The following is a 22,208-nucleotide window of genomic DNA, read 5'->3' as shown; positions in this document are numbered from 1 at the left end:
AAGGAATTTGACATTGACCTGTCAATTCCTTTCCTTTATTCTTTAACTTATGAACAAACACAAACAAACCAATGAATCAACAATTGAAGAACTGCAAGCGAGAAATGCGGAACTCAAAAAACAAAATGAAGCCTTACAGGCTAAAATCAAATGGTTGGAAGAACAATTCCGCCTTAGCCAACATAAAAAATTTGGGGCTTCCAGTGAAAAAACGAATCCGGATCAACTCGAACTTCCTCTTTTTAATGAAGCTGAAATCACAGCGGATACAGAAGTGGAAGAACCTACACTTGAAACCATTACTTATAAACGGAAGAAGTCTGTAGGACAACGCGATGCGAAACTAGAGAACTTGCCGACGGAAACGATTCACTATCGTTTAGCCGAAGAAGAGCAGGTTTGTTTGTGTTGCGGTGGAACCGTACACGAAATGAGTACGGAAATACGAAGAGAAATCAAGATTATTCCTGCTCAAGTAAAAGTCGTTGAGCATGTTCAACATATTTACAGTTGCCGTCAATGTGAACGGGAAGGAATCGAGACACCGATTGTCACAGCCAAAATGCCAACACCAATTTACCCAAAAAGTTTGGCATCTGCATCGGCTATGGCCTATATCATGAACCAAAAATACGTGGAAGGAATGCCTCTTTATCGTCAAGAAAAGCAGTTGGAACGATTCGGTGTGTATTTATCACGCCAAACGCTCGCCAACTGGATGATTTATGGTGCAACCAATTGGCTTTCCATTCTATATAAACGGATGCATGAGCTATTACTCGAAAACGATATTCTACATGCGGATGAAACTACACTTCAAGTTCTAGCAGAACCTGGACGAAAAGCGGATTCGAAGTCTTATATGTGGATGTATCGAACAGGACGGGACGTACCGCCAATCATCTTATATGATTATCAAACGACTCGTCACAGTAAACATCCGAAGGCTTTTCTAAAAGGATTTAAGGGATATCTGCATGTAGATGGATATGCAGGATATCATGAATTAAAGGATGTCGAACTGGTAGGGTGTTGGGCACATGCAAGGCGAAAATTCGATGAAGCACTGAAGGCATTACCAGCCAATGTGGATAAAACATCATCAACCGCTGCAGAAGGAATTCAATTCTGTAATCAATTATTCCAGATTGAAAGACAAATCAGTGAAAAATTTGAGAACTGTACTCCCGAACAGCGCAAAGAATACCGTCTTGAACACAGTAAACCTGTGTTAGACGCTTTTTTGGCATGGCTAAAAACAAAACGCCCTCATGTTTCCCCAAAAAGCAAATTGGGAGAGGCAATTACATATTGTATAAATCAATGGAGTAAGCTCATAGTGTTTTTAGAAGATGGTCGACTTGAAATCGATAATAATCGTGCAGAACGATCGATTAAACCATTCGTGATGGGCCGGAAGGCATGGCTATTTGCACAATCGATGAAAGGTGCATCAGCCAGCGCTATTATTTATAGCATTGTCGAAACAGCTAAAGAGAATCAATTAAATCCATTGAACTACTTAACCTATCTTTTCGAACAATTACCATTGATAGATCACAATGATGTAGAAGCCATCGATCAACTCCTTCCTTGGTCGAAGACAATTCCAGAAGAATGTCGCGTACCAAATAAAACTAAATAGAGCATATAATAAACGCCTACGAAAAAACACGTGGGCGTTATTTTACGCTTACTTTTATTCATTATAATCATCCTTTCATAGACAATAAAAGCATTGAGGCATTGCCTCAATGCTTTTATTGTTATTCTTTAATCTTCTTGCGATTCGTCTACTTTTTCTAAGTTATACGAATCATCACCTGCAGATCTAATAACTTTGTATCTAACACCGTCAATTTTTATTATTGTATTTTCTTCTATAACAATTGTCTCATCAAATGTAATAATCACTTTGTTATTCTCGGAAACTTCAACAATATCAGATTTTACCAACGATTCTCCAACTATTATATCAGGCAGATTTTCTGCATTTATTGGGTTTGTAAAAGTGATAGTTACTTTACTATCAATAATTTCTATTGCTGTTGGGACATTTACATCATTTGAGCCACCTTCGTTAGTGTCACCTTCGTTAGTGTCACCGTCGTTTACGCCACCTTCGTTAGTGTCACCGTCGTTAGTGTCACCTTCGTTAGTGTCACCTTCGTTTACGCCACCTTCGTTAGTGTCACCTTCGTTAGTGCCACCTTCGTTAGTGCCACCTTCGTTAGTGTCACCTTCGTTAGTGTCACCTTCGTTAGTGTCACCTTCGTTAGTGTCACCTTCGTTAGTGTCACCGTCGTTTACGCCACCTTCGTTAGTGTCACCGTCGTTTACGCCACCTTCGTTTACGCCACCTTCGTTAGTGTCACCGTCGTTTACGCCACCTTCGTTAGTGTCACCTTCGTTAGTGTCACCTTCGTTAGTGTCACCTTCGTTAGTGTCACCTTCGTTTACGCCACCTTCGTTAGTGTCACCTTCGTTAGTGTCACCTTCGTTAGTGTCACCGTCGTTTACGCCACCTTCGTTAGTGTCACCGTCGTTAGTGTCACCTTCGTTAGTGTCACCTTCGTTAGTGTCACCGTCGTTTACGCCACCTTCGTTAGTGTCACCTTCGTTAGTGTCACCGTCGTTTACGCCACCTTCGTTAGTGTCACCTTCGTTAGTGTCACCGTCGTTTACGCCACCTTCGTTAGTGTCACCGTCGTTTACGCCACCTTCGTTAGTGTCACCTTCGTTAGTGTCACCGTCGTTAGTGCCACCTTCGTTAGTGTCACCTTCGTTAGTGTCACCTTCGTTAGTGTCACCTTCGTTAGTGTCACCTTCGTTAGTGTCACCGTCGTTTACGCCACCTTCGTTAGTGTCACCGTCGTTAGTGTCACCGTCGTTAGTGTCACCTTCGTTAGTGCCACCGTCGTTTACGCCACCATCATTTGTGTCACCATCATTTGTGTCACTATCATCATTAATTGATGTCAATTCCACTTTTCCATTTATTTGACTCACATATTCTTCACCTTCTAAACGATAGGCAATTCTAGTTATTACTTCTCCAATATATCTGAATAGATTCTTTTCATCATTACTATCTGTCTTAATAATAACTACAATACTACTATCTCCAGAAGTTTTTATATTTGCTATGTCTCCTGAAGTAAATTCAATAGAATCTCCTGATGTCGTTATTGTAATACTATCAAAGGTACTGATTTTTGATGCATCACCGCTAGTTAAAGTAAATTCTATCGTTAATGTGTCTGTGCTTGCATTTAGTATCGCACTTTTTAGTGTTAAATTACCGTAAATATTTTCACCATCATTTGTGCCACCTTCGTCAGAGCCGCCTTCGTCTGTGTCACCGTCGCCAGGCTCTGGGTCTTTGTCACCTGGTTCTTGACCTTTATCATCTCCAGTGTCTTCGTCGCCTTTGTCACCGCCAGTTCCAGAATCACTTCCTCCTGAACCGCTTGAGCCACTACTACTTTTGCCTCGTCCGCCACCTCCGCCGGAGCTTCCAGTACTTACAGAATTTCCTTTAGAATCTTCTACTTTATCAATATTACTTCTTACACTGTTGTAGTTTGTGATTACTGAGTTAGCAGTTTTACCTTCTGGAACTACAACTGTTTGAATTTTAACATTTGTTCCAACTTCAACTTTTGCATTTTCATTGTTTACTGAAAGTTTTGCTACCTCTCCAGCTACTTGAAGTGCTAGTTCTACAGCTTTTTGTATTGCAACTTCATCGATGTTACCAGTACCAGTAACTGTTATTTTTACGTCAACGTCAACTATCACTTTTGTTACATCAGCGTCAATTTGAATTGTTGAAACGGAAGCTGTTACTACTACTTCAGGGAGTTTTGAATTCGATGCAATTGCTACACCGTCACGTTGAACTTCTACTTTTGTAATAGTAACGTTTTCTAAATTAACTTTTGGACCAGTTAATTCTGCAGCAACTGGAGTAAGCGATGCCACTTCGTTTTTCGCAGCTGCTATGATTAATTCACCTTTCGCTGTTACTCCGCTAGCAGAAAATTCTTTAGATACTTTATTTGTTAAAGTGATGTTGCCATCCACTTTTAAGTTTTTCACTGCAATGAAGTCCGCATTTACTTTCAAGTCACCAGCAATCGATGCATTTTTAGCGTCTAAAGTAACCAATGCACCCTCTTTTCCTGCTGCATTTAATTCAAGAGAGGTAACTGAAACGATTTGTCCATTGTTGACTTTTGCTTTTACAACTGCATCTTTTAATGCAGCTTTGTTAGATGTATTGAAAAGACCTTGTAATGCATTTGAAATTTCATATTTTTCATTACCAGCTGTGATTGTATTTCCTGAAATATCAGAGATTTTAATCGAAATTTCATTTGCAGTTTCAACTTGCACATTTTCAGCACGAACTACGAATGTAGCTAGTTGACCACGTGTTACATTAGTAGTTCCTCCGAAAGTTGTAGGAGTGTTTCCTGTTGTAATTCCAAGTTCATATAGTGCTTTAATGTAGCCATCATATTCCTTGATATTTAAGTCTGTAAACGGTGTTGTTACGTTTGAAGAAGGTTCTAAATTAAAGGCTGTAGCAATAATTTTTGCCATGTGATTACGTTGAACGGGAGCATTTGGTTTAAATGTGCCATCTGGATATCCATTGATAATACCAGCATTTGCTCAATGTCATCAACTTATATTTACAATTAATGGAAGTTTATTAAAATACCAATTTTTAATTTAATATTCACAAAGATAGGTAATAAGACTCTTGTGTTTTTAAAAAGTCCACCAAAATCGTTTTAGAAGCCAATTTTTGGTTAATAAAACGAGGATGGTGGTTTTTTTGAAATCAAAAAGTACTTTTTTAGGGGCAATTGAGATTACTCGAAAGATGCTGAATGATGTGATGTTTATGATTGAATCTCGAACAAAGGAAACGTACTTTACGCGAAAAGAAAAGAAGTTAAATTTCAAAAATACAATTTTATTTAATTTAAATTTTGTCAAAAAGAGTCTTCAGATTGAACTTGACGACTTTTTTGACAAGTTTAATTTATCAGATATTAGTATTTCTAAACAAGGCTATTCTGCTGCACGAAAGAAGGTTTCTCCCCTCGCTTTTGTAAAACTCTCAAAAGCGATTGTTAATTGGTATTATGAAGAAAATTCTTTTAAAACTTATCGTGGATTTAGGCTTTGCGCAATTGACGGAAGTGTATTACAAATACCTGACACCGAGGAACTTCGAAATTATTTTGGGTATGGAAGAAATCAAAGGTCAAGCTATGCAAGAGCTAGAGCCTCTTGTATCTATGATCTTGAAAATGGGATTATAATAACTTCTAAAATCGATCCTTATAAGGTAGCTGAGCGAGATAGTGCAAAGAATATGATTAAAGAACTCGTACAAACCGGATTGAAGAACGACCTAATTTTGTTTGATAGAGGTTATCCGTCAAGAGATTTTATCGCTTTTTTAGATGCCATTGGCATCAAGTATCTTATGCGATGTCAAAAAAATACGATAAAGGAAATTGTCGAAGCGAAGAAAGCTGATCAAATTATACAAATAACACATGAGGGCCAAGTGGTTAATGCTCGTGTAGTTAGGTTCTTACTAGATTCTGACACAGAAGAAATACTTGTCACAAATCTAATAGAGGAAGGCTTCAATATTTCTGAGTTCAAAACTCTTTATTTTAAACGCTGGGGAATTGAAACTGAGTATAATAACGTGAAAAATAAAATCGAAATAGAAAATTTTACGGGTGGTTCGAAAATCGCAATTGAACAAGATTTCTATGCATCAATATATTTATCGAATATGGTCAGTTTATTGAGAAATGATGCCAATGAAACAATTAATGAGGAGAGTAAGAAAAAAAGACGAAAACATGATTATCAAGTAAACACAAATATCTTAATAGGAAAATTAAAAGATAGGATGGTTCACTTATTATTAGAAGATTGTCCAATCAAAAGAGAGAGAATGTTTACAAAAATCATGAAAGTGATTATAAGAAATAAGACACCTATTCGGTTTGGGAGAAGCTACCCACGAAGGAATGGTCTGTCCTCAACAAAGTATCCCCTAAACCAAAAAAGGTGTCTATAAACAATACATAGGATAAATATAACCTATTTGTTTATTAAATGTAAATAAATTAGGGGCTTAAAAAATAAATATTTAAGCCTCGGGCATTCTATTGCCTTTTTTACCTAACTTTAGAAAATGATTAAAGCTATAAAGGATGATTTAATATTTTTAAAAGGAGGCAACCGGTGGTTGCCTAATAACTGTAAATTTTTGGTTCAATAACTTTATGACATTGGCATTTGCTAGGGCAGCAATGGCACCGTAATATTCATTCGTTGTGGAAACATCACTAAACCCTGGATTTTTAACATTAACAGTATCTAATCCTAGTACACCTGCGATAATTTTAGCTGCTTGTCCACGAGTAACATTTTGATACGGTTTGAATGTTCCATCAGGGAAACCTTTAATGATTCCACGATCTGTTAAACTTTTAACAGCTTCATTGAAGTAATCGGATGATTTCACGTCTGGGAATGATGCTGCTTCAGCAGTTGGAGTTGCTACAACTGCTCCTGATGCTACAACTGCAGCTGCAAGGGTAGCATTAAAATACTTTTTGTAAGACTTTTTCTTCAACCCAAATCCTTCCTTCCTAATTTCCAAATTTTAATATTGTAAAATAGCTTTTGAATTAGCTATTTAAACAAACAAATTTAACTAAATAAATGCAAAAGAATAGTGATGTTATACACCGTTAAAACAGTGATAAACAGAGTGGATATTTGTATCGATATGATCAAAAACTGATTAAAACAATATGCAAGTTTATTACTGTCGATTAATGTAGAAAAATGTTTTATTACTATAGAATGATAAAAAAGGGGGTAAATTCGCACAAACAATTTCCTAATTCACTCAATTGTTCACCATAAATATAATTCTAATTAACTTGTAAAATATTTCAATATTAAGATTTTGATACCATTTATACAATGAAAAATCCTTTTAGAATGCTCAAGAACACAACTTTTATACTTCATTAATCAATAGTAACAAAAGTCAGAATATTACAATACTTAAAAGTAACCACTATAATGGGAAATCATATTATGCCAAATAAAAAACGCTCAAAGAATCATTGAACGTTGAACAACGAAGTAATTGCATATCTCTCTTTCACTAAATTATGTCGTATTTTAATTTATACTTCTTTAAATACAGTTTTTTATGAAACCTTTGTATACTTTATCCGTCAAATTTAATGAATGGTGTCGTTGCCTAAAAACAAGTAGCAATAATTTTTGCCATGTGATTACGTTGAACGGGAGCAAACGAGATGTTTTCTATTGGTAACTATTAATATTGCTGTATTTGTTAAAGATGCAATGGCACCATCATATTTATATGAAGTTTGCACAACTATAGAACCTATTATCGAGACATTAAAACACCTCCGTAAAAAAATGGAGGTGTTTTTCTAATTTATCTGTTCAACATTATTCGAATTAACGAATCAGCCTCTTCATTTTTACTATTCTCTTAAGTAATCATGCCTGACACTCAAATTATTTGTATAATGTAAATGTTAATAACTTTTACTGGAGGGCTTGGAATGATTAGAAAAAGATTTATTTCTATGCTGATTGTTTTATTCGCTTTATTATTTACAATTCCAAATAGTAGTTTTGCGCAAACAATCACGTTTAAAGATGTTAATCGCAATTCTGAAGCGGGACAAGCAATTTATCAACTAGCGGAAAGAGGCGTTATTTCAGGTTATAAAGATGGGACATTTAAACCTCATGCAAGTGTTACAAGAGGCCAAGCAGCAAAGATTATTGCTGGCGCTTTGGAATTGAAAGCTTCCGATGTAAGCGAACCTTCACCTTTTAAAGATGTTCCTAATACCGATTCATTTTATCCATACATAAAAGTTTTAGCCGATAAGGGGATTATTAATGGGTATCCAGATGGCACTTTTAAACCTAACAATCCTATTACACGTACCCAAATGGCTAAAATATTAAGTCTTAGCTTCGATTTACCTGAAGGCCCTGCATTTCTTCCTTTTGAAGATGTGAAAAAAAGAGATGATAACTATTCATATATAAACTCACTTTATTCGTTCTTCATCACTTCTGGAACTTCCTATAAAACTTTCTCCCCAGGGGATAAGGTAACTCGTCAGCAATTATCTCTCTTTGTAACTCGTGCAGAAAATTTTAAAAAAACAGGAAAACCTAAAGTAGAAATATTAAAAGACAAAATAAAAGTTCCAGGTAAATTTAAACTTGATGTAGTTAATGTATATGGAACAAAATCGTACCTGAATCCTAATATTCATTCATACGAAGAACATATGAAATATACAGTGAATCCAATATTTGATTGGGAATATGATTATGACAGTCGAATTATTACGTTTACTGGAAAAACTGAAGGTGAAGATATTGTTTCTGTCTCCGCTTTACAAGTCCCTACTTACTTATCTGAAAGTAATTCTTGGGATAGATATTATAAGATTATTGGAAGTGCGAGATACTTTTCCTTATTTAGTTCCCACGGAGGATTGGTATCCTTTCAATTTTTATAAAGTAGATGTTAATTTTGAATTATATTCAAAGGACATGAAACCAGTCGATTTGAGCGAGGTAAATTTTCGAACAGAAGGAAATAAAATCCATTTTACAGTAGATAATCAAGATGGATATTATTTAGTGGCTCATTTCCCTTCTGGAATGCAACGAAAATATTATTTATTTGGTGTTGATATTTATCTATAATTATATATCCCATTTAATTATACGATTTACCAAGTTTTAAGTAAATTTACAACTCATTAAATGAAAATAAAAACACCGCATCATTTACACTATCTTCAAAAAAACTCATCATTTTCTCTTAAGAGAAAATAATGAGTTTATACTTTTGTCCCGGCATCCATTAACTTACATTTCTTTCTCTTGTTCAATCATCCATATCCACTTCTAAAATTTCTCCATTTGTTGCGTCGATTTTAATGTCGATATCAGAATTGTTCCTTTCATATTCAACTGTATATATTTGTTTTCCATTCTCCACTTCTAGTGTCCAACCTGTTGCAGAAAGTCCTTCTACTTCGGTTTTTGTTGAAGCAATTTCAATAGCTTCCGCTGGGTCAATAATAGCTGAAAAATCGATAGCTTCATCAGAAGTTCTTTCCCTTTCAACTTCATTTACAATGATTTCCTTTGTTGTTGCATCAATTTCTACATCATATTCTTTTGTTCCATCAAAACCATCGATATCATAATGTAATCGACCAGAAGAATCTGTATCTAATTCGATCGATTCAATCTTTGCATCTGGATAAGATTGTTTAAAGATGTCCACTGCCTCTGTCATAGAAACTGTTGGATTTGTAACGTCAACAGTATTATTGTTTACTTTATTCGCAACAGTTGCTTCTTCATCCTCGCTTATATTATTTTCAGTGTTCGCAATACTTTCTGGTTGATCTGTTGCAGTATCATCCTCTGTTGTCGCATTATTTCCACATGCTGTTATTAAAAACATTGTAATTACAGCTAGAGTCTATTTTTTGAACATTTCCATTCTCTCCTATCATTGTTGAATATAGCTTAAATTCTTGTTTCTTATTTTGTAATATTATTTGCAATGTATACTAAGAATTTTAAGTTTATCGTCAAATAAAATTTAAACCTTTACTTATGATCTTTGGCGCTGCAATCCATCGATAAAAGACTAGGGGGCAAATTTACTGCTTTCCGTTTCTTCAATACCAAATAGTGCCATGCTATACTATCCTTAATATGAAAGCTTCAATTTCCTGGAAAATAAAGGAGGCATTCGAATATGAAAAGTAAGCCTATTTATGTGGAAGTAGAGATTGATACAGAAATGGAAAAGTTATGGAACGCAACGCAAACGCCTAGCCTGCATGAAAAATGGGATCTCCGTTTTTCTTCCATTACATATTTACCAAAAAAGGAAAATGAACCTCAACATTTTTCATATAAACGAAATCTTGGGTTTGGATTAACGATAGAAGGATGGGGGATTACTGCTGGCAGTCATGAAAGTACAAATGGCGAAAGATCTTCTTCATTACATTTCGGAACAGATAATAAACTATCTCCTATTAAAGAAGGGAAAGGTTTTTGGAAATATATACCTAATGGTAACTCCATTACCTTTTTAACACAATATGATTATGAAGCGGGTTATGGTAAATTTGGACGCTTACTAGACCACTTCATTTTTCGTCCATTAATGGGTTGGGCTACAGCGCTTAGTTTTGATGTTTTAAAAAGATGGATGGAGAAAGATGAAGATCCATCCTCACAATATTTTCGTTTTTTTATTAGCTGGTTTATCACTTACCTATTTAGTTTTATTTGGCTTTATCATGGACTCATTCCGAAACTCATCTATATGCATGAAGATGAAATTTTGATGGTAATAAATTTATTTCATGTATCTTATGAAAAAGGTGCTTTCATTGTAATGATTACTGGAATAGCCGAAATTACTTTCGGATTAATCTGGTTACTTTATAGAAAGAAAAGGAGATTGCATCTTTTGCAAATTAGCTTGTTCCCTCTCCTTACGATCACTTCCATTTTAGCTAAACCAAGTTCATTAACTTTTCCGTTTAATCCATTAACATTTAATTTGAGCCTATTGCTAATTACAATTATCGGATTCGTAATAAGCAAAGATGTACCTTCATCGATTTCCTGTAAGAGAAAGAGAGGATAGTTAAATGTCAATTTATAAAAAAGTTTTAGGTACAGAGTTTTATAGATTGCATCCGATGTTACAAAAAAGATATGGATTTTCAAATAATAAACCTTTTCACGCAACAGGAGTAATGAAAACCATTAAAAAAGGACCGATATTTCTTTACCCGATTTATTGGTTAGGCACTAAATGGAAACTCCTTTATCCTGAACATGGTTCGAATATTCCTTTTACCATTTTGAATACACCTAAGATTGGCGCAAATGGTGAAGAACAAATTCATTGGGAAAGAATTTTTTATTTTAGGTCAAAGAAAAGGTATTTTAATGCATTGATGAGTTTTGATGCTGAACGGAATTTAATTAAAGATTATTTAGGTGAACCAAGTGTACTTTATTCAGATTTAGCATTTACCGTCTCTACTAATGGAGAGTTGAAAATTGAGTCTAGAAAACAGCGATTCGTCATTGGTAGATTTGAATTCCCTTTACCTAGAATTTTTCAAGGCTTAGCAACAGTGACAGAAAAATATATAGAAGATAATGAAGTTTTTCATGTAAAAGTTGAAGTGAAAAATCCAATGTTTGGCCTTATTTTCATGTATGAAGGAGAGTTTAGCAACAATGACTTGGAATAAATGGCTACCTTTTTCAATCATTTTGTTTTTAGTCGCTGTTATCTTTGGACAAGGACCATTGTATTTATTAATGCTCACTGTAGCTCAAGTCGTATATGTTCCTCTTACATTACAAATGATTAAGAAAAAAAATGATTGGTTCACTCGTTTCTATACATATTTTTCAATCCCAGCTTATGTTTCCGTCGTTCTGCTACATATTACAGAACCATCTAGTTGGGATGCTTTTCTTGCAGCAATTTATTTATTATTTACTTTAATTGTAGCTTTCTATGGAATGAATCGTTTTTTAACGAGAGGATTTATTCGTTTCGAAGAGTTTTCCATTGATATTGCCCTCGTATTTTTATCGATTGGTGGTATGTGGTACTTTACTCATATTACGAATATCGATACTGGCTTTTCACCAATTATCACGTGGTTAACGGCAGTTCATTTTCATTACGCAGCTTTTTTACTGCCCGTTTTTAATGGATTACTTGGTCGAATTTATAAACCTAAATTATATTCCTTTGCTGCATGTATTTTAATTATTTCTCTGATTCTCCTTGCCATCGGAATTACTTTTTCTGTCTGGATTGAATGGATTTCAGTCGTGTTTTATATGATAGGAATTTATATGATGATTTTCTATACTTGTCGAGCGCCTTTTACTAGACGATTACAAAAAATGTTCATAGTATTATCATTCGGCTCATTAGGTGTGACGATTCTGTTTTCCTTTTTATATGCCTTTGGTCGTTTAACAAATTTTATTTCCATCGGTATTCCTTTTATGCTGCAAACTCATGGCTTTTTAAATTGCGTAGTGTTTGCTTTATTCGGTTTAATCGGGTGGCTCATATCTGTTCCTACTGAAAATACAACAACTTGGACATTTCCGATTAGTGAAATTCGAGGATCGATAATCATTGGTGAAAAAGTTCTTTCTAAAATTCAGTGTGATTCGAAACCGCATAAAGGTTTAGTGGATGATATGAATATTTATGAACCTCATATCAATACATCCACTCTATCACCAATGATTCGTGACTTTTATGAAAATACAATGGATTACCGACTGTTTGCAGAAGTTCAATGGAAGGGTTGGTTTAAGCCATTTGCATATCTTTATCGTCTGATTAGCTCCGTTGTACAACAAATTAATCTCCCATTATCAAAGAAACGTATCGAAATGACTGGGGATGTATTGAAAATTAAAGAGGAATTAGATAGTAGAAAAAGCCCTAGAGCTTGGGTAAGAAAAATTCATGAGAAAGTTACTTTTATTGCGATATATTCGTGGCACAAAACAAATGACCGTACTTATATGAACATTGCTTTGCCACTTCCCTGGTCATCGATGATCGGAATATTAGAGGTCAATCAAATGGGCCATGTTCTTCATTTATCTAGCAAAAAAAGTGAGGCAAATTCAGATGCGGGCATCTATTTAGTTTGGAACAATCGTATTCTAGCATTACCAATAGAAGAAACTTTTTATGTTAAAGAAAGAGAGGATGGCACCCTCTACGCAAAACATCAAATGTGGATATTTTCCGTACCATTTTTAAAGATTAAATATGCGATTTATCATCGTGATTTCAAAAACGGCGAACAATAATAAATTCTCACTAAAAAGGGATTCTGCTCGATGAACGAAATATCGACAGAATCCCTAATTTATTATGGATTATTCTATATATGCACTCTAAATTTTATATCAATATTTAACTTTTCCTGCAATTCATTACAAGCTTTAGCATTTAGTCGGTAAAACTCTTGTTTCGTCATATAAGATGAAAACAATTGATCATAAGAATCGTCAATTCTACATAATAGCGGTCTCGACTCATAAATCGAACACTGATTATTTTTCAATTTATCGCAAATGCCATTTTGATTAAACTTACTTAAAAATTCAATTCCATCGATCGATGCACAACATGCTCCACAACTAGTACATGGGAATTTACTCATAGTTCTAACACATCATCACTTATCATAAATTCTTGAAACTCTTCTAATGTTTCATATTTAAATTTGACATTTAACTTTTTCCGACAGAAGTCTCCCATCCTCAAGGAATGTGAAGGGTGATAGCCCAATGAGTAGGTGGGAGATGAATGTCGGTTGGCGATAGCCAAATCTTATGATAAACTGAATGTATCATATGTTTCTTGATAAGTGGCTATATGGTGGTTGAGTGGACAAATGAATAGGCGAGAACCAAGCAGATTCCTTCCACTTGTAAAATAGCCAAGGTAGAAATGTCGGATATCTAGGGTTGGGACGACCCGAAGTCACGCTCAGGGAGACGAAAGGTGGCTTTCGTCGCGGAACTGAGAAGCTCCCACTTCAAGCAAAGCTAAGTGGGAGTAGTTCACACCTTCTGCTAAAGATACAATGGCTTTTTCCGTAAATTGATCATCAATAATCGCTAAATCCACCAGTTTTTTCAATTCAGCAAAAGTTTTTTCATACTCTTGATAATAATGAATCAACAATTGTTCTTCTTCTTTAATTTTTTCAATTAATACTTTACTTAAAGCTTCGGCTTGATAATAAAAAAATAAAAAGTGCACAAAACCAATGAAATGATTTTGCACACTTTGTTACTTATATCATTTAATTCTTCGCTGTGATTTGAGAGCGCAAATAAGCGTTAATGAATAAGTCAATATCGCCATCCATTACCGCTTGCACATTCCCAGTCTCCACATTCGTGCGGTGATCTTTTACCATCGAATATGGATGGAACACGTAAGAACGAATTTGAGAACCCCAACCAATTTCCTTTTGTTCACCGCGAAGTGCAGCAAGTTCTGCTTCCTGTTTTTCAATCTCTAATTGATACAATTTTGCTTTTAACATGTTCATTGCTTTTTCACGGTTTTTAATTTGCGAACGTTCCGCTTGGCAAGAAACAACGATTCCTGTTGGGATGTGCGTAATGCGGACAGCAGAATCCGTCGTGTTAACGTGTTGCCCCCCTGCACCTGTGGAACGATACGTATCTATTTTTAAATCTTCCTGGCGAACCTCGATTTCAATTTCATTATTGAACTCTGGCATCACTTCACAGGAAACGAAGGATGTGTGACGGCGACCATTAGAATCGAAAGGTGAAATACGCACTAAACGATGAACACCTTTTTCCGCCTTTAAATAACCGTAAGCGTTATGCCCTTTAATAAGCAATGTCACCGATTTGATACCCGCTTCATCCCCTGGTAAATAATCGAGGGTTTCCACTTTGAAGCCATGTTTATCTGCCCAACGAGTATACATACGAAGAAGCATTGAACCCCAATCTTGAGACTCTGTACCTCCAGCTCCTGGGTGAAGCTCTAAAATGGCATTGTTTTTATCATATGGTTCGCTTAATAAAAGCTGTAACTCAAAGTTCTCTAACTTCTCCTCAAACTCTTTCAATTCCTGAACAAGCTCTGCTTGAAGATCCTCATCAGGCTCTTCTTTTAACAATTCAAGAGTCATTTCTAAGTTTTCTTGAGTGGATAATAAATCATTTAATTCATTTACGATGGCCTTTAAACCGTTTACCTCATTAATGATGCTTTGCGCTTTATTTTGGTCATCCCAAAAGTCGGGCATCATCATGATTTCTTCTAATTCTTGAATGCGGGCTTCTTTGTTTTCTAAGTCAAAGAGACCCCCTGAAATCCGCCAATTTTTCGGCTGTAGTTTCTAAAGTATTTCGCACATCAGATAATTCCATAAAAGCTCCTCCAATTTAATTAGATTTGAAGAAATAAAATGACTTAACGGGAGAAGGTCGGCAAACTTATCTTACTCAATTGAATAGAGAATGTTCGAACCTACCTTGCACCCCAATACAAATAAACAGAATCATTTAATATGGAAGTAAGTCTCTTACCAAATCGCGAAACAAAACCGTGCCATCAAAAAGGGTGACAACGGTTTTGTAGAAAACTTTCAAAAGAGATGATGAGAGAAAATGAATTAAGATACTGCACCATGGCAGTTTTTATACTTCTTGCCGCTGCCGCATGGACATGGATCGTTTCGACCAATGTCTTGCTTTTTACGAATCGGCTGGCGTTTTGGTTTTTCCTCTTCTTTCGGATTCACTGCTTGACCTTTCGCCACTTCTTCCCGCTCCAGGTTATTGCGAATTTGGGCTTTCATTGCATACTTCGTGACATCTTCACGAATCGCAGCAATCATCTCTTCAAACATCGCAAATCCTTCTTGCTCATATTCACGAAGCGGATCTGTTTGACCATAAGCACGAAGATGAATACCTTGACGCAGTTGGTCCATTGCATCAATATGGTCAATCCATTTCGTATCGATGGAACGAAGTAAAATAACTTTTTCAAATTCACGCATACGTTCTGGCGTCAATTGTTCTTCTTTTTCATTGTAACGAGCCATTGCAGTAGCAAAGATGTAATCAATCATTTCTTCTGGTGATTTACTTTGAAGATCATTTACAGTAATATCTCCCTCATCTAGAAGGTTTGCTTTAATATAATCTTCAATTGCTTTAAAGTTCCATTCTTCTTTATTTCCAGAAGTATACGTATGCACCATATTTTCAATTGATTCGCGAATCATGTGTTCCACAACTTCGCGCATATTTTCTGATTCTAAAACAGCATTCCGCTCTTTATAGATGACTTCACGCTGTTGACGCAACACTTCATCGTATTGTAACAAACGTTTACGAGCGTCAAAGTTATTTCCTTCTACGCGTTTTTGTGCAGATTCCACCGCTTTTGACACCATTTTTGACTGAATTGGTTGGGAATCATCCATCCCAAGTTTCGACATCATGGCTTTCATGCTGTCTGAACCGAAGCGGCGCATTAAATCGTCTTCAAGGGATAAATAGAATTGAGTAATCCCTGGATCTCCTTGACGTCCGGAACGACCGCGCAACTGATTATCAATGCGGCGAGATTCGTGACGTTCTGTACCGATTACTGCAAGTCCGCCAAGCTCTTTTACACCTTCACCGAGCTTGATATCCGTACCACGACCAGCCATGTTCGTCGCAATCGTCACAGCACCTTTTTGACCAGCTTGAGCGATGATTTCAGCTTCTCGTTCGTGGTTCTTTGCATTTAATACGTTGTGTGGAATTTTATGTTTCTTTAACAATTCTGAAATAATTTCAGACGTTTCAATCGCTACAGTACCAACAAGAACCGGCTGCCCTTTCTCGTGACGTTCCGCAATATCTTTTACAACAGCTTCAAACTTCCCTTGCATGGTTGCGAAAATAAGGTCTGGTTTGTCAATACGGGCTATTGGTTTGTTTGTTGGAATGACAACAACATTCATATTATAAATATTTCTAAATTCTTCTTCTTCCGTTTTTGCTGTACCTGTCATACCAGCTAATTTCTTATACATACGGAAGTAGTTTTGGAATGTGATGGTTGCCATTGTCATCGATTCGTTTTGGATTTCCACGCCTTCTTTTGCTTCAATCGCCTGGTGAAGACCATCTGAATAACGACGACCTTTCATTAAACGGCCAGTGAAGCTGTCAACAATCACTACTTCTCCATCTTGCACAACATAATCGACGTCTCTTTGCATTGAAACATGGGCTTTTAAGGATTGATTAATTGCATGAAGCAAACGAACGTGAGCCAAATCATATAAGTTGTCGATTCCGAAAGCTTTTTCCGCTTTCGTCATACCGCTTTCTGTAAGTGTAACCCCTTTTGTTGTTTCATCGTAAGTGTAGTCTTCTTCCTTTTTTAACATGCGAACAAAGGCATTTGCTTGCACATAAAGTTTTGCCGAACGACCCGCATGTCCAGAAATGATTAATGGCGTTCTTGCTTCATCAATTAAAATCGAGTCCACCTCGTCAATAACGGCAAAGTTTAATGGGCGTTGCACACGGTCTTCTTTATAAAGCACCATGTTATCGCGCAAATAGTCAAAGCCCAGTTCATTATTTGTACTGTATGTAATGTCCGCTGCATAAGCCTCGCGCTTTTCTTCTTTCGTCAAGCTATTTAAATTGAGCCCAACGGATAGGCCTAAAAATTCATATAATTTACCCATTTCAGTAGCGTCACGTTTTGCCAAATATTCATTGACTGTCACAACATGAACGCCTTCACCAGTAAGGGCATTTAAATAAACCGCCATTGTGGAAGTCAACGTTTTCCCTTCCCCGGTTTTCATTTCAGCAATGTTACCATCATGTAGTACAGCCGCCCCCATCACTTGCACGCGATAAGGATACATGCCAAGCACTCTTCGGGAAGCTTCGCGACAAACAGCGAAAGCTTCAGGTAATAAGTCATCTAAAGTTTCACCGTTTTTATAACGAGATTTAAATTCTTCTGTTTTATTTTGAAGTGCTTCATCAGAAAGCTGTTCCATTTGTGGTGCTAATGCATCCACTTGGTCAGCAATTTTATTTAATTTCTTCAATTCTTTTTTGTTGAAATCAAATAATTTATTTAAAATATTTACCATTGAAAACATTCACTTCCCATTCAGTCTTAACTTTCATTTTATCATTGGTAGTATAATGGTGCAAATACACGCCTTTAACTTTTTCCGACAGAAGTCTCCCATCCTCAAGGAATGTGAAGGGCGATAGCCCAATGAGTAGGTGGGAGATGAATGTCGGTTGGCGATAGCCAAAACTTATGGTACAATAAACAAAAAAGGGAACTAGTGTTCGTGGTTAAAGTAAGGTGATTTGATATGACCAAGCAAAACAAAGCCTTCAAGTTTCGCATATATCCAAATGAAGAACAGAAAGAGTTATTGGAAAAAACGTTTGGTTGTGTTCGCTTTGTCTACAATAAGATGTTGGCAGAACGTAAAGAAATATATGAAAAGTTCAAAGACGACAAAGAGAAGCTTAAAGAACAAAAGTTTCCGACACCGGCAAAGTACAAAGATGAATTCCCATTCCTAAAAGAAGTGGATTCTTTAGCTTTAGCCAACGCACAAATCCATTTACAAAATGCTTATAAGAACTTTTTTGAAGGTCGTGCAGAGTTCCCTAAATTCAAAAGTAAAAAACACAAGCAATCCTATACAACCAATATGGTCAATGGAAATATTAAGATTGAAGATGGTCATATCAAATTACCAAAGTTCAAAAAGCCGCTGAAAATGAAGCAACATAGAGAGATTCCTGCTGATTACAAAATCAAATCTTGCACTATTTCGAAAACAAAGACAGGCAAATACTATATTTCGATTTTGACAGAATATGAGAAAGAAACTACTAAAGTAAACATTCAACATGTGGTTGGATTAGATTTTGCTATGGATGTTCTGTATGTCGATAGTGAAGAGGGTAAGAGAGCCAATTATCCTCGTTTCTATCGACAAGCATTGAAAAAATTAGCGAAGGAACAACGTATTTTGTCACGCAGGAAGAAAGGTTCTAATCGTTGGCACAAACAGCGACTGAAAGTAGCGAACTTACATGAAAAGGTTGCAAACCAACGAAGAGACTTTTTACACAAATTGTCCCATCATCTTGCAAGCAAGTACGATTGTGTTGTTGTCGAAGACCTCAACATGAAGGGAATGTCACAAGCCCTACATTTTGGTAAAAGTGTTACTGATAACGCATGGGGGATGTTTACAACATTTCTCCAATACAAGTTAGAAGAGCAAGGGAAAAAGCTTATCAAAATAGATAAATGGTTTCCATCATCCAAAACTTGTTCATGTTGCGGTCGAGTAAAGGAGTCTCTATCTCTTTCTGAGCGTACATTTCGCTGTGATTGTGGTTTTGTGGCAGACCGTGATTGGAACGCTTCTATCAATATCAAACATGAAGGATTGCGGCTGTTAGGGTTAGTATAGTAAAAAGAACTCTTGGAACGAGAGGGATAGCTCGGTCTATTTCCCATCATGAGATGGGATTACCCGAGAAGCCCCCTCCTCTAAGCGAAGCGTAGGTGGCGGGTAGTTCACTTTATCAGAGTCATAATAAAAATCTTATTTAATTATTGGAAAAAACGGCTAATGATATAACAGTAAATGATAAGGAGGATCAATTATGGCATAGTATATAGAGTTTTATGCAAAAGTGTTTGAAACGGAGAAGCCTTACATACAAACGTACGGAGAAGTTTACCAAGACAATTCAGAGTTTAACATGCCGGAAGAAGCAAAAAATCTAATTATGCATGCTAATCTAAACGTACGTGGCAGTCGGCTAATGTTTTCCGATACATTTCCAGGCAACCCTTATACAATAGGCAATAATATTACTGTCGCCTTCATTGATGATGATTTGAATTTTATGAAAAGGGCATTTGAGATGTTGAAAGAAGGGGGCAAAGTGGAAATGGAACTACAAGAAACGTTTTGGAGCAAAGCTTACGGATCACTAACTGACAAATTCGGAGTAAATTGGCAATTCAATCACGAAAGCAAAGGGCAATAAAGAAGAAAAGGCAGTCTATTGTTGAAAATGAATCAACATATACTGCCTATTTCATTCACTCCATTATATTCCAACTTCTGTCATCGTAACTTCATCTTCATCGTACATCTTATAGGCACGGTGATCAATCATCCCCGGTACCACTTCAAATGGAATGAAGCGTTTAATACCGGCAGTGACGAATTTTTTCGCATTGAACACTGCTTCCTCAATTGATTTTCCTTTTGCCAGTTCCGCTGTGATTGCTGCTGAATATGAACAGCCTGCCCCATTTGTATGGATTGTATCGATTCGTGGAGCTTCCAATTTTATCATTTTATGACCATCATACAATACATCAATAGCTGGTCCTTCTAAACGTCCTCCTTTTACAAGAACATACTTTGGACCAAGTTTTAAAAGATCTCTTGCTGCATCTTGCAAATCCGCAACTGATGTAATTTCTTGTCCATTAAGTAAATAAGTTGCTTCCGGCATGTTTGGTGTAATAATTGTTGCTTGAGGGATCAGTTTCGATTTCAGCGTTTCCATTGCATCAAAATCAAGTAAAGGAGACCCGAATTTACCGAACATTACCGGATCTACCACGATATTTTGAATGTTAGTTGTCGCCAACCAATCGGAAACAAGTTCGATAATTTCCTTTGAGAAAAGCATTCCCGTTTTTAATGCATCTAAATCCTCTTGTTCATTGATAATGAGGAGTTGTGCTTCAATTGCATCTAAAGGTTGAATGAATAAACTTTTTTCTTTGTTTGGATGTTTTGCATTGATGGCAGTGATAGCCGTAAAACCGTACACCCCAAGCTCTTGGAAAGTTTTTAAATCCGCTTGAATGCCGGCACCACTGCGGGCTGCAGCACCTGCAACTGTACATACTTTCGCTATTGTCATGTCTATTTCTCCTTTTGCTAATACCAAGTCAATCTATACTTGATTTTAAGGTTTTTAATAGAGGAATGGAAATATTCAGAATAGGCAATTTGATTGAGGTCAGATTTGTTGCGGGAGATCCTAATTACGTGTTTGAATTCAAACTTATGGAGAGTGATTTGAAAATATACTGGGAAAACTTGCGGGTTTGGCAGAAACACTTGCAAGTAAGCAAAATTCTATTATCAAGAGCAAAATAATATCAGGATCACCCTATGTATTGGAAAATGCAACTGCTGCTTGTTGAGATATTAGCCAAATCTAATAAGATCATTGCCAACTACGCCTAGATATTAGCCATTCTCAGAAAAATATTTGCCATTCAAAAAATTTCCTGCTTCTGCGATTAGGATATTAGTCAATCTCTGTTCGATATTAGTCAACTTAGCCAAAATATTAGCCATTCTTGAAAAGATATTTGCCAATCGAAAAAATTCCTGCTTCTGCGATTAAGATATTAGTCATTCTCCATTCGATATTAGTCAACTTCGCCAAAATATTAGCCATTCTTGGAAAGATATTTGCCATTCGAAAAATTTCCTGCTTCTGCGAGTGGGATATTAGTCAAACTCCCAGCGATATTGGCCAACTTCGCCTTGATATTAGCCATTCTCGGAAAGATATTTGCCAATCGAAAAAATTCCTGCTTCTGCGATTGGGATATTAGTCAATCTCCATTCGATATTAGTCAACTTAGCCAAAATATTAGCCATTCTCGGAAAGATATTTGCCAATCGAAAAAATTCCTGCTCTGACGATTCGGATATTAGTCATTTTCCATTCGATATTAGTCAACTTCGCAGAGATATTAGTCATTCTCAAGAAGATATTTGCCAATCCAAAATATCCTCGCTTCTGCAAGTGCGATATTAGTCAAACTCCCAGCGATATTAGTCAACTTAGCCAAAATATTAGCCATTCTCGGAAATATATTTGCCATTCGAAAATTTTCCTGCTTCTGCAAGTGCGATATTAGTCAAACTCCCAGCGATATTGGTCAACTTCGCCGAAATATTAGCCATTCTCGGAAAGATATTTGCCAATCGAAAAAATTCCTGCTTCTGCGATTCGATATTAGTCAACTTAGCCAAAATATTAGCCATTCTCGGAAATATATTTGCCATTCGAAAATTTTCCTGCTTCTGCAAGTGCGATATTAACCAATTTCCAATCGATATTGGCCAACTACGCCTAGATATTGGCCACTTTCGCGAAAATATTTGCCAATAAAAAAATCATTTCCGTCATCATTTCAACCACAAATCATTCATCCTTTAATAGCAATTCTCTTCAAAAGACCTTCCCCACTGGGCACCTACTACTGCATCTCAACATATACTAATGGGCACAGCTGGATTACGTATTTCAGAAAAAATGCTTATCAAATCATGCGAAAGAAATTTTGATAAATTCGATTGATTAAGCTGAGTTCTTCATCATTT

Annotated in this window: 18 protein-coding genes; 10 read left to right on the top strand and 8 right to left on the bottom strand. The window is 36.2% G+C overall.

Annotated features, from left to right (window positions below):
* Positions 1-49 precede the first annotated feature (49 nt).
* Positions 50-1,645, top strand: a complete 1,596-nt coding sequence (tnpC, locus tag UtA1_RS06700; protein WP_096550472.1) for an IS66 family transposase — start codon at positions 50-52, stop codon at positions 1,643-1,645.
* A gap of 128 nt (positions 1,646-1,773) precedes the next feature.
* Here the strand turns inward: tnpC and UtA1_RS06695 are convergent, their stop codons facing one another.
* Complete coding sequence (locus UtA1_RS06695) at positions 1,774-4,608, bottom strand: beta strand repeat-containing protein (RefSeq protein ID WP_096552434.1); 2,835 nt, start codon at positions 4,606-4,608, stop codon at positions 1,774-1,776.
* Positions 4,609-4,846: 238 nt separating this feature from the next.
* Here UtA1_RS06695 and UtA1_RS06690 point away from each other — a divergent pair, with 238 nt between their 5' ends.
* Complete coding sequence (locus tag UtA1_RS06690; RefSeq protein WP_096550285.1) at positions 4,847-6,118, top strand: IS4 family transposase; 1,272 nt, start codon at positions 4,847-4,849, stop codon at positions 6,116-6,118.
* A 150-nt stretch (positions 6,119-6,268) separates the two neighbouring features.
* Here UtA1_RS06690 and UtA1_RS06685 read toward each other — a convergent pair whose 3' ends face one another.
* Positions 6,269-6,679, bottom strand: a complete 411-nt coding sequence (locus UtA1_RS06685) for an S-layer homology domain-containing protein (protein WP_096550471.1) — start codon at positions 6,677-6,679, stop codon at positions 6,269-6,271.
* Positions 6,680-7,655: 976 nt separating this feature from the next.
* On the opposite strand from UtA1_RS06685, the gene UtA1_RS06680 reads away from it, so the two are divergent.
* Together UtA1_RS06680 and UtA1_RS17095 are read left to right on the top strand one after the other, a co-directional pair.
* The gene (locus UtA1_RS06680; protein ID WP_172597848.1) at positions 7,656-8,636 is read left to right on the top strand and encodes an S-layer homology domain-containing protein; all 981 of its coding nucleotides are present in this window, start codon (positions 7,656-7,658) and stop codon (positions 8,634-8,636) included.
* A gap of 49 nt (positions 8,637-8,685) precedes the next feature.
* Entirely contained in the window at positions 8,686-8,826 is a 141-nt protein-coding gene (locus UtA1_RS17095) for a hypothetical protein (RefSeq protein ID WP_232019912.1), read from the top strand.
* Positions 8,827-9,010: 184 nt separating this feature from the next.
* Here UtA1_RS17095 and UtA1_RS06675 read toward each other — a convergent pair whose 3' ends face one another.
* Entirely contained in the window at positions 9,011-9,598 is a 588-nt protein-coding gene (locus UtA1_RS06675; RefSeq protein ID WP_096550469.1) for a PepSY domain-containing protein, read from the bottom strand.
* Between the two features lie 300 nt (positions 9,599-9,898).
* Here UtA1_RS06675 and UtA1_RS06670 point away from each other — a divergent pair, with 300 nt between their 5' ends.
* Genes UtA1_RS06670 through UtA1_RS06660 form a run of 3 tightly spaced genes read left to right on the top strand, consistent with a single transcriptional unit; the run spans position 9,899 to position 13,026 of the window.
* Complete coding sequence (locus UtA1_RS06670; RefSeq protein ID WP_096550468.1) at positions 9,899-10,804, top strand: DoxX-like family protein; 906 nt, start codon at positions 9,899-9,901, stop codon at positions 10,802-10,804.
* 4 nt (positions 10,805-10,808) lie between these two features.
* Entirely contained in the window at positions 10,809-11,423 is a 615-nt protein-coding gene (locus UtA1_RS06665; RefSeq protein ID WP_096550467.1) for a DUF4166 domain-containing protein, read from the top strand.
* A complete protein-coding gene (locus tag UtA1_RS06660) occupies positions 11,410-13,026 on the top strand; it encodes a YndJ family protein (protein ID WP_172597846.1) in 1,617 nt (538 codons plus the stop codon). Before UtA1_RS06665 ends, UtA1_RS06660 begins: the two co-directional genes overlap by 14 nt.
* 685 nt (positions 13,027-13,711) lie before the next feature.
* Here the strand turns inward: UtA1_RS06660 and UtA1_RS06650 are convergent.
* The 3 genes from UtA1_RS06650 to secA all read right to left on the bottom strand — a co-directional run bounded on the left by UtA1_RS06650 (position 13,712) and on the right by secA (position 17,891).
* Entirely contained in the window at positions 13,712-14,011 is a 300-nt protein-coding gene (locus tag UtA1_RS06650; protein WP_096550464.1) for a hypothetical protein, read from the bottom strand.
* A gap of 19 nt (positions 14,012-14,030) precedes the next feature.
* Positions 14,031-15,141 (bottom strand): peptide chain release factor 2 gene (gene prfB / locus UtA1_RS06645; RefSeq protein ID WP_184656240.1). Its coding sequence is split into 2 segments (ribosomal slippage): positions 14,031-15,080 and positions 15,082-15,141, totalling 1,110 coding nucleotides; the frame shifts between segments, so codons are not numbered across the junction.
* Positions 15,142-15,386: 245 nt separating this feature from the next.
* On the bottom strand, positions 15,387-17,891 hold the full coding sequence (gene secA, locus UtA1_RS06640; RefSeq protein WP_096550462.1) for a preprotein translocase subunit SecA: 2,505 nt from the start codon (positions 17,889-17,891) through the stop codon (positions 15,387-15,389).
* Between the two features lie 234 nt (positions 17,892-18,125).
* Here secA and UtA1_RS06635 point away from each other — a divergent pair, with 234 nt between their 5' ends.
* Positions 18,126-19,247 carry an RNA-guided endonuclease InsQ/TnpB family protein gene (locus tag UtA1_RS06635; protein WP_096550461.1) on the top strand — a complete coding sequence of 374 codons (1,122 nt, stop codon included), beginning with the start codon at positions 18,126-18,128 and terminating at the stop codon, positions 19,245-19,247.
* A 208-nt stretch (positions 19,248-19,455) separates the two neighbouring features.
* Positions 19,456-19,833 (top strand): VOC family protein, encoded by a 378-nt coding sequence (locus UtA1_RS06630; RefSeq protein ID WP_096550460.1) that lies wholly within the window; start codon positions 19,456-19,458, stop codon positions 19,831-19,833.
* Between the two features lie 63 nt (positions 19,834-19,896).
* Here UtA1_RS06630 and thiD read toward each other — a convergent pair whose 3' ends face one another.
* Complete coding sequence (gene thiD, locus UtA1_RS06625; protein ID WP_096550459.1) at positions 19,897-20,727, bottom strand: bifunctional hydroxymethylpyrimidine kinase/phosphomethylpyrimidine kinase; 831 nt, start codon at positions 20,725-20,727, stop codon at positions 19,897-19,899.
* 663 nt (positions 20,728-21,390) lie between these two features.
* On the opposite strand from thiD, the gene UtA1_RS06620 reads away from it, so the two are divergent.
* The gene (locus tag UtA1_RS06620; RefSeq protein WP_126434446.1) at positions 21,391-21,639 is read left to right on the top strand and encodes a hypothetical protein; all 249 of its coding nucleotides are present in this window, start codon (positions 21,391-21,393) and stop codon (positions 21,637-21,639) included.
* A 38-nt stretch (positions 21,640-21,677) separates the two neighbouring features.
* Here UtA1_RS06620 and UtA1_RS06615 read toward each other — a convergent pair whose 3' ends face one another.
* Positions 21,678-21,890 carry a hypothetical protein gene (locus UtA1_RS06615; RefSeq protein WP_096550457.1) on the bottom strand — a complete coding sequence of 71 codons (213 nt, stop codon included), beginning with the start codon at positions 21,888-21,890 and terminating at the stop codon, positions 21,678-21,680.
* Between the last annotated feature and the right edge of the window lie 318 nt (positions 21,891-22,208).

Source organism: Ureibacillus thermosphaericus (assembly GCF_002370195.2).
GTDB lineage: Bacteria > Bacillota > Bacilli > Bacillales_A > Planococcaceae > Ureibacillus > Ureibacillus thermosphaericus.
Note: the sequence above shows the minus strand (reverse complement) of the source record. Positions and strands in the feature narration are given on the sequence as shown.

Bases quoted from the DNA above. Each gene is read 5' to 3' on its own strand.
- tnpC (WP_096550472.1), top strand. From the start codon at position 50: ATGAACAAACACAAACAAACCAATGAATCAACAATTGAAGAACTGCAA.
- UtA1_RS06695 (WP_096552434.1), bottom strand. From the start codon at position 4,608: ATGGCAAAAATTATTGCTACAGCCTTTAATTTAGAACCTTCTTCAAAC.
- UtA1_RS06680 (WP_172597848.1), top strand. From the start codon at position 7,656: ATGATTAGAAAAAGATTTATTTCTATGCTGATTGTTTTATTCGCTTTA.
- UtA1_RS06675 (WP_096550469.1), bottom strand. From the start codon at position 9,598: ATGTTTTTAATAACAGCATGTGGAAATAATGCGACAACAGAGGATGAT.
- UtA1_RS06670 (WP_096550468.1), top strand. From the start codon at position 9,899: ATGAAAAGTAAGCCTATTTATGTGGAAGTAGAGATTGATACAGAAATG.
- UtA1_RS06665 (WP_096550467.1), top strand. From the start codon at position 10,809: ATGTCAATTTATAAAAAAGTTTTAGGTACAGAGTTTTATAGATTGCAT.
- UtA1_RS06660 (WP_172597846.1), top strand. From the start codon at position 11,410: ATGACTTGGAATAAATGGCTACCTTTTTCAATCATTTTGTTTTTAGTC.
- secA (WP_096550462.1), bottom strand. From the start codon at position 17,891: ATGGTAAATATTTTAAATAAATTATTTGATTTCAACAAAAAAGAATTG.
- UtA1_RS06635 (WP_096550461.1), top strand. From the start codon at position 18,126: ATGACCAAGCAAAACAAAGCCTTCAAGTTTCGCATATATCCAAATGAA.
- thiD (WP_096550459.1), bottom strand. From the start codon at position 20,727: ATGACAATAGCGAAAGTATGTACAGTTGCAGGTGCTGCAGCCCGCAGT.
- UtA1_RS06615 (WP_096550457.1), bottom strand. From the start codon at position 21,890: ATGGCAAATATATTTCCGAGAATGGCTAATATTTTGGCTAAGTTGACT.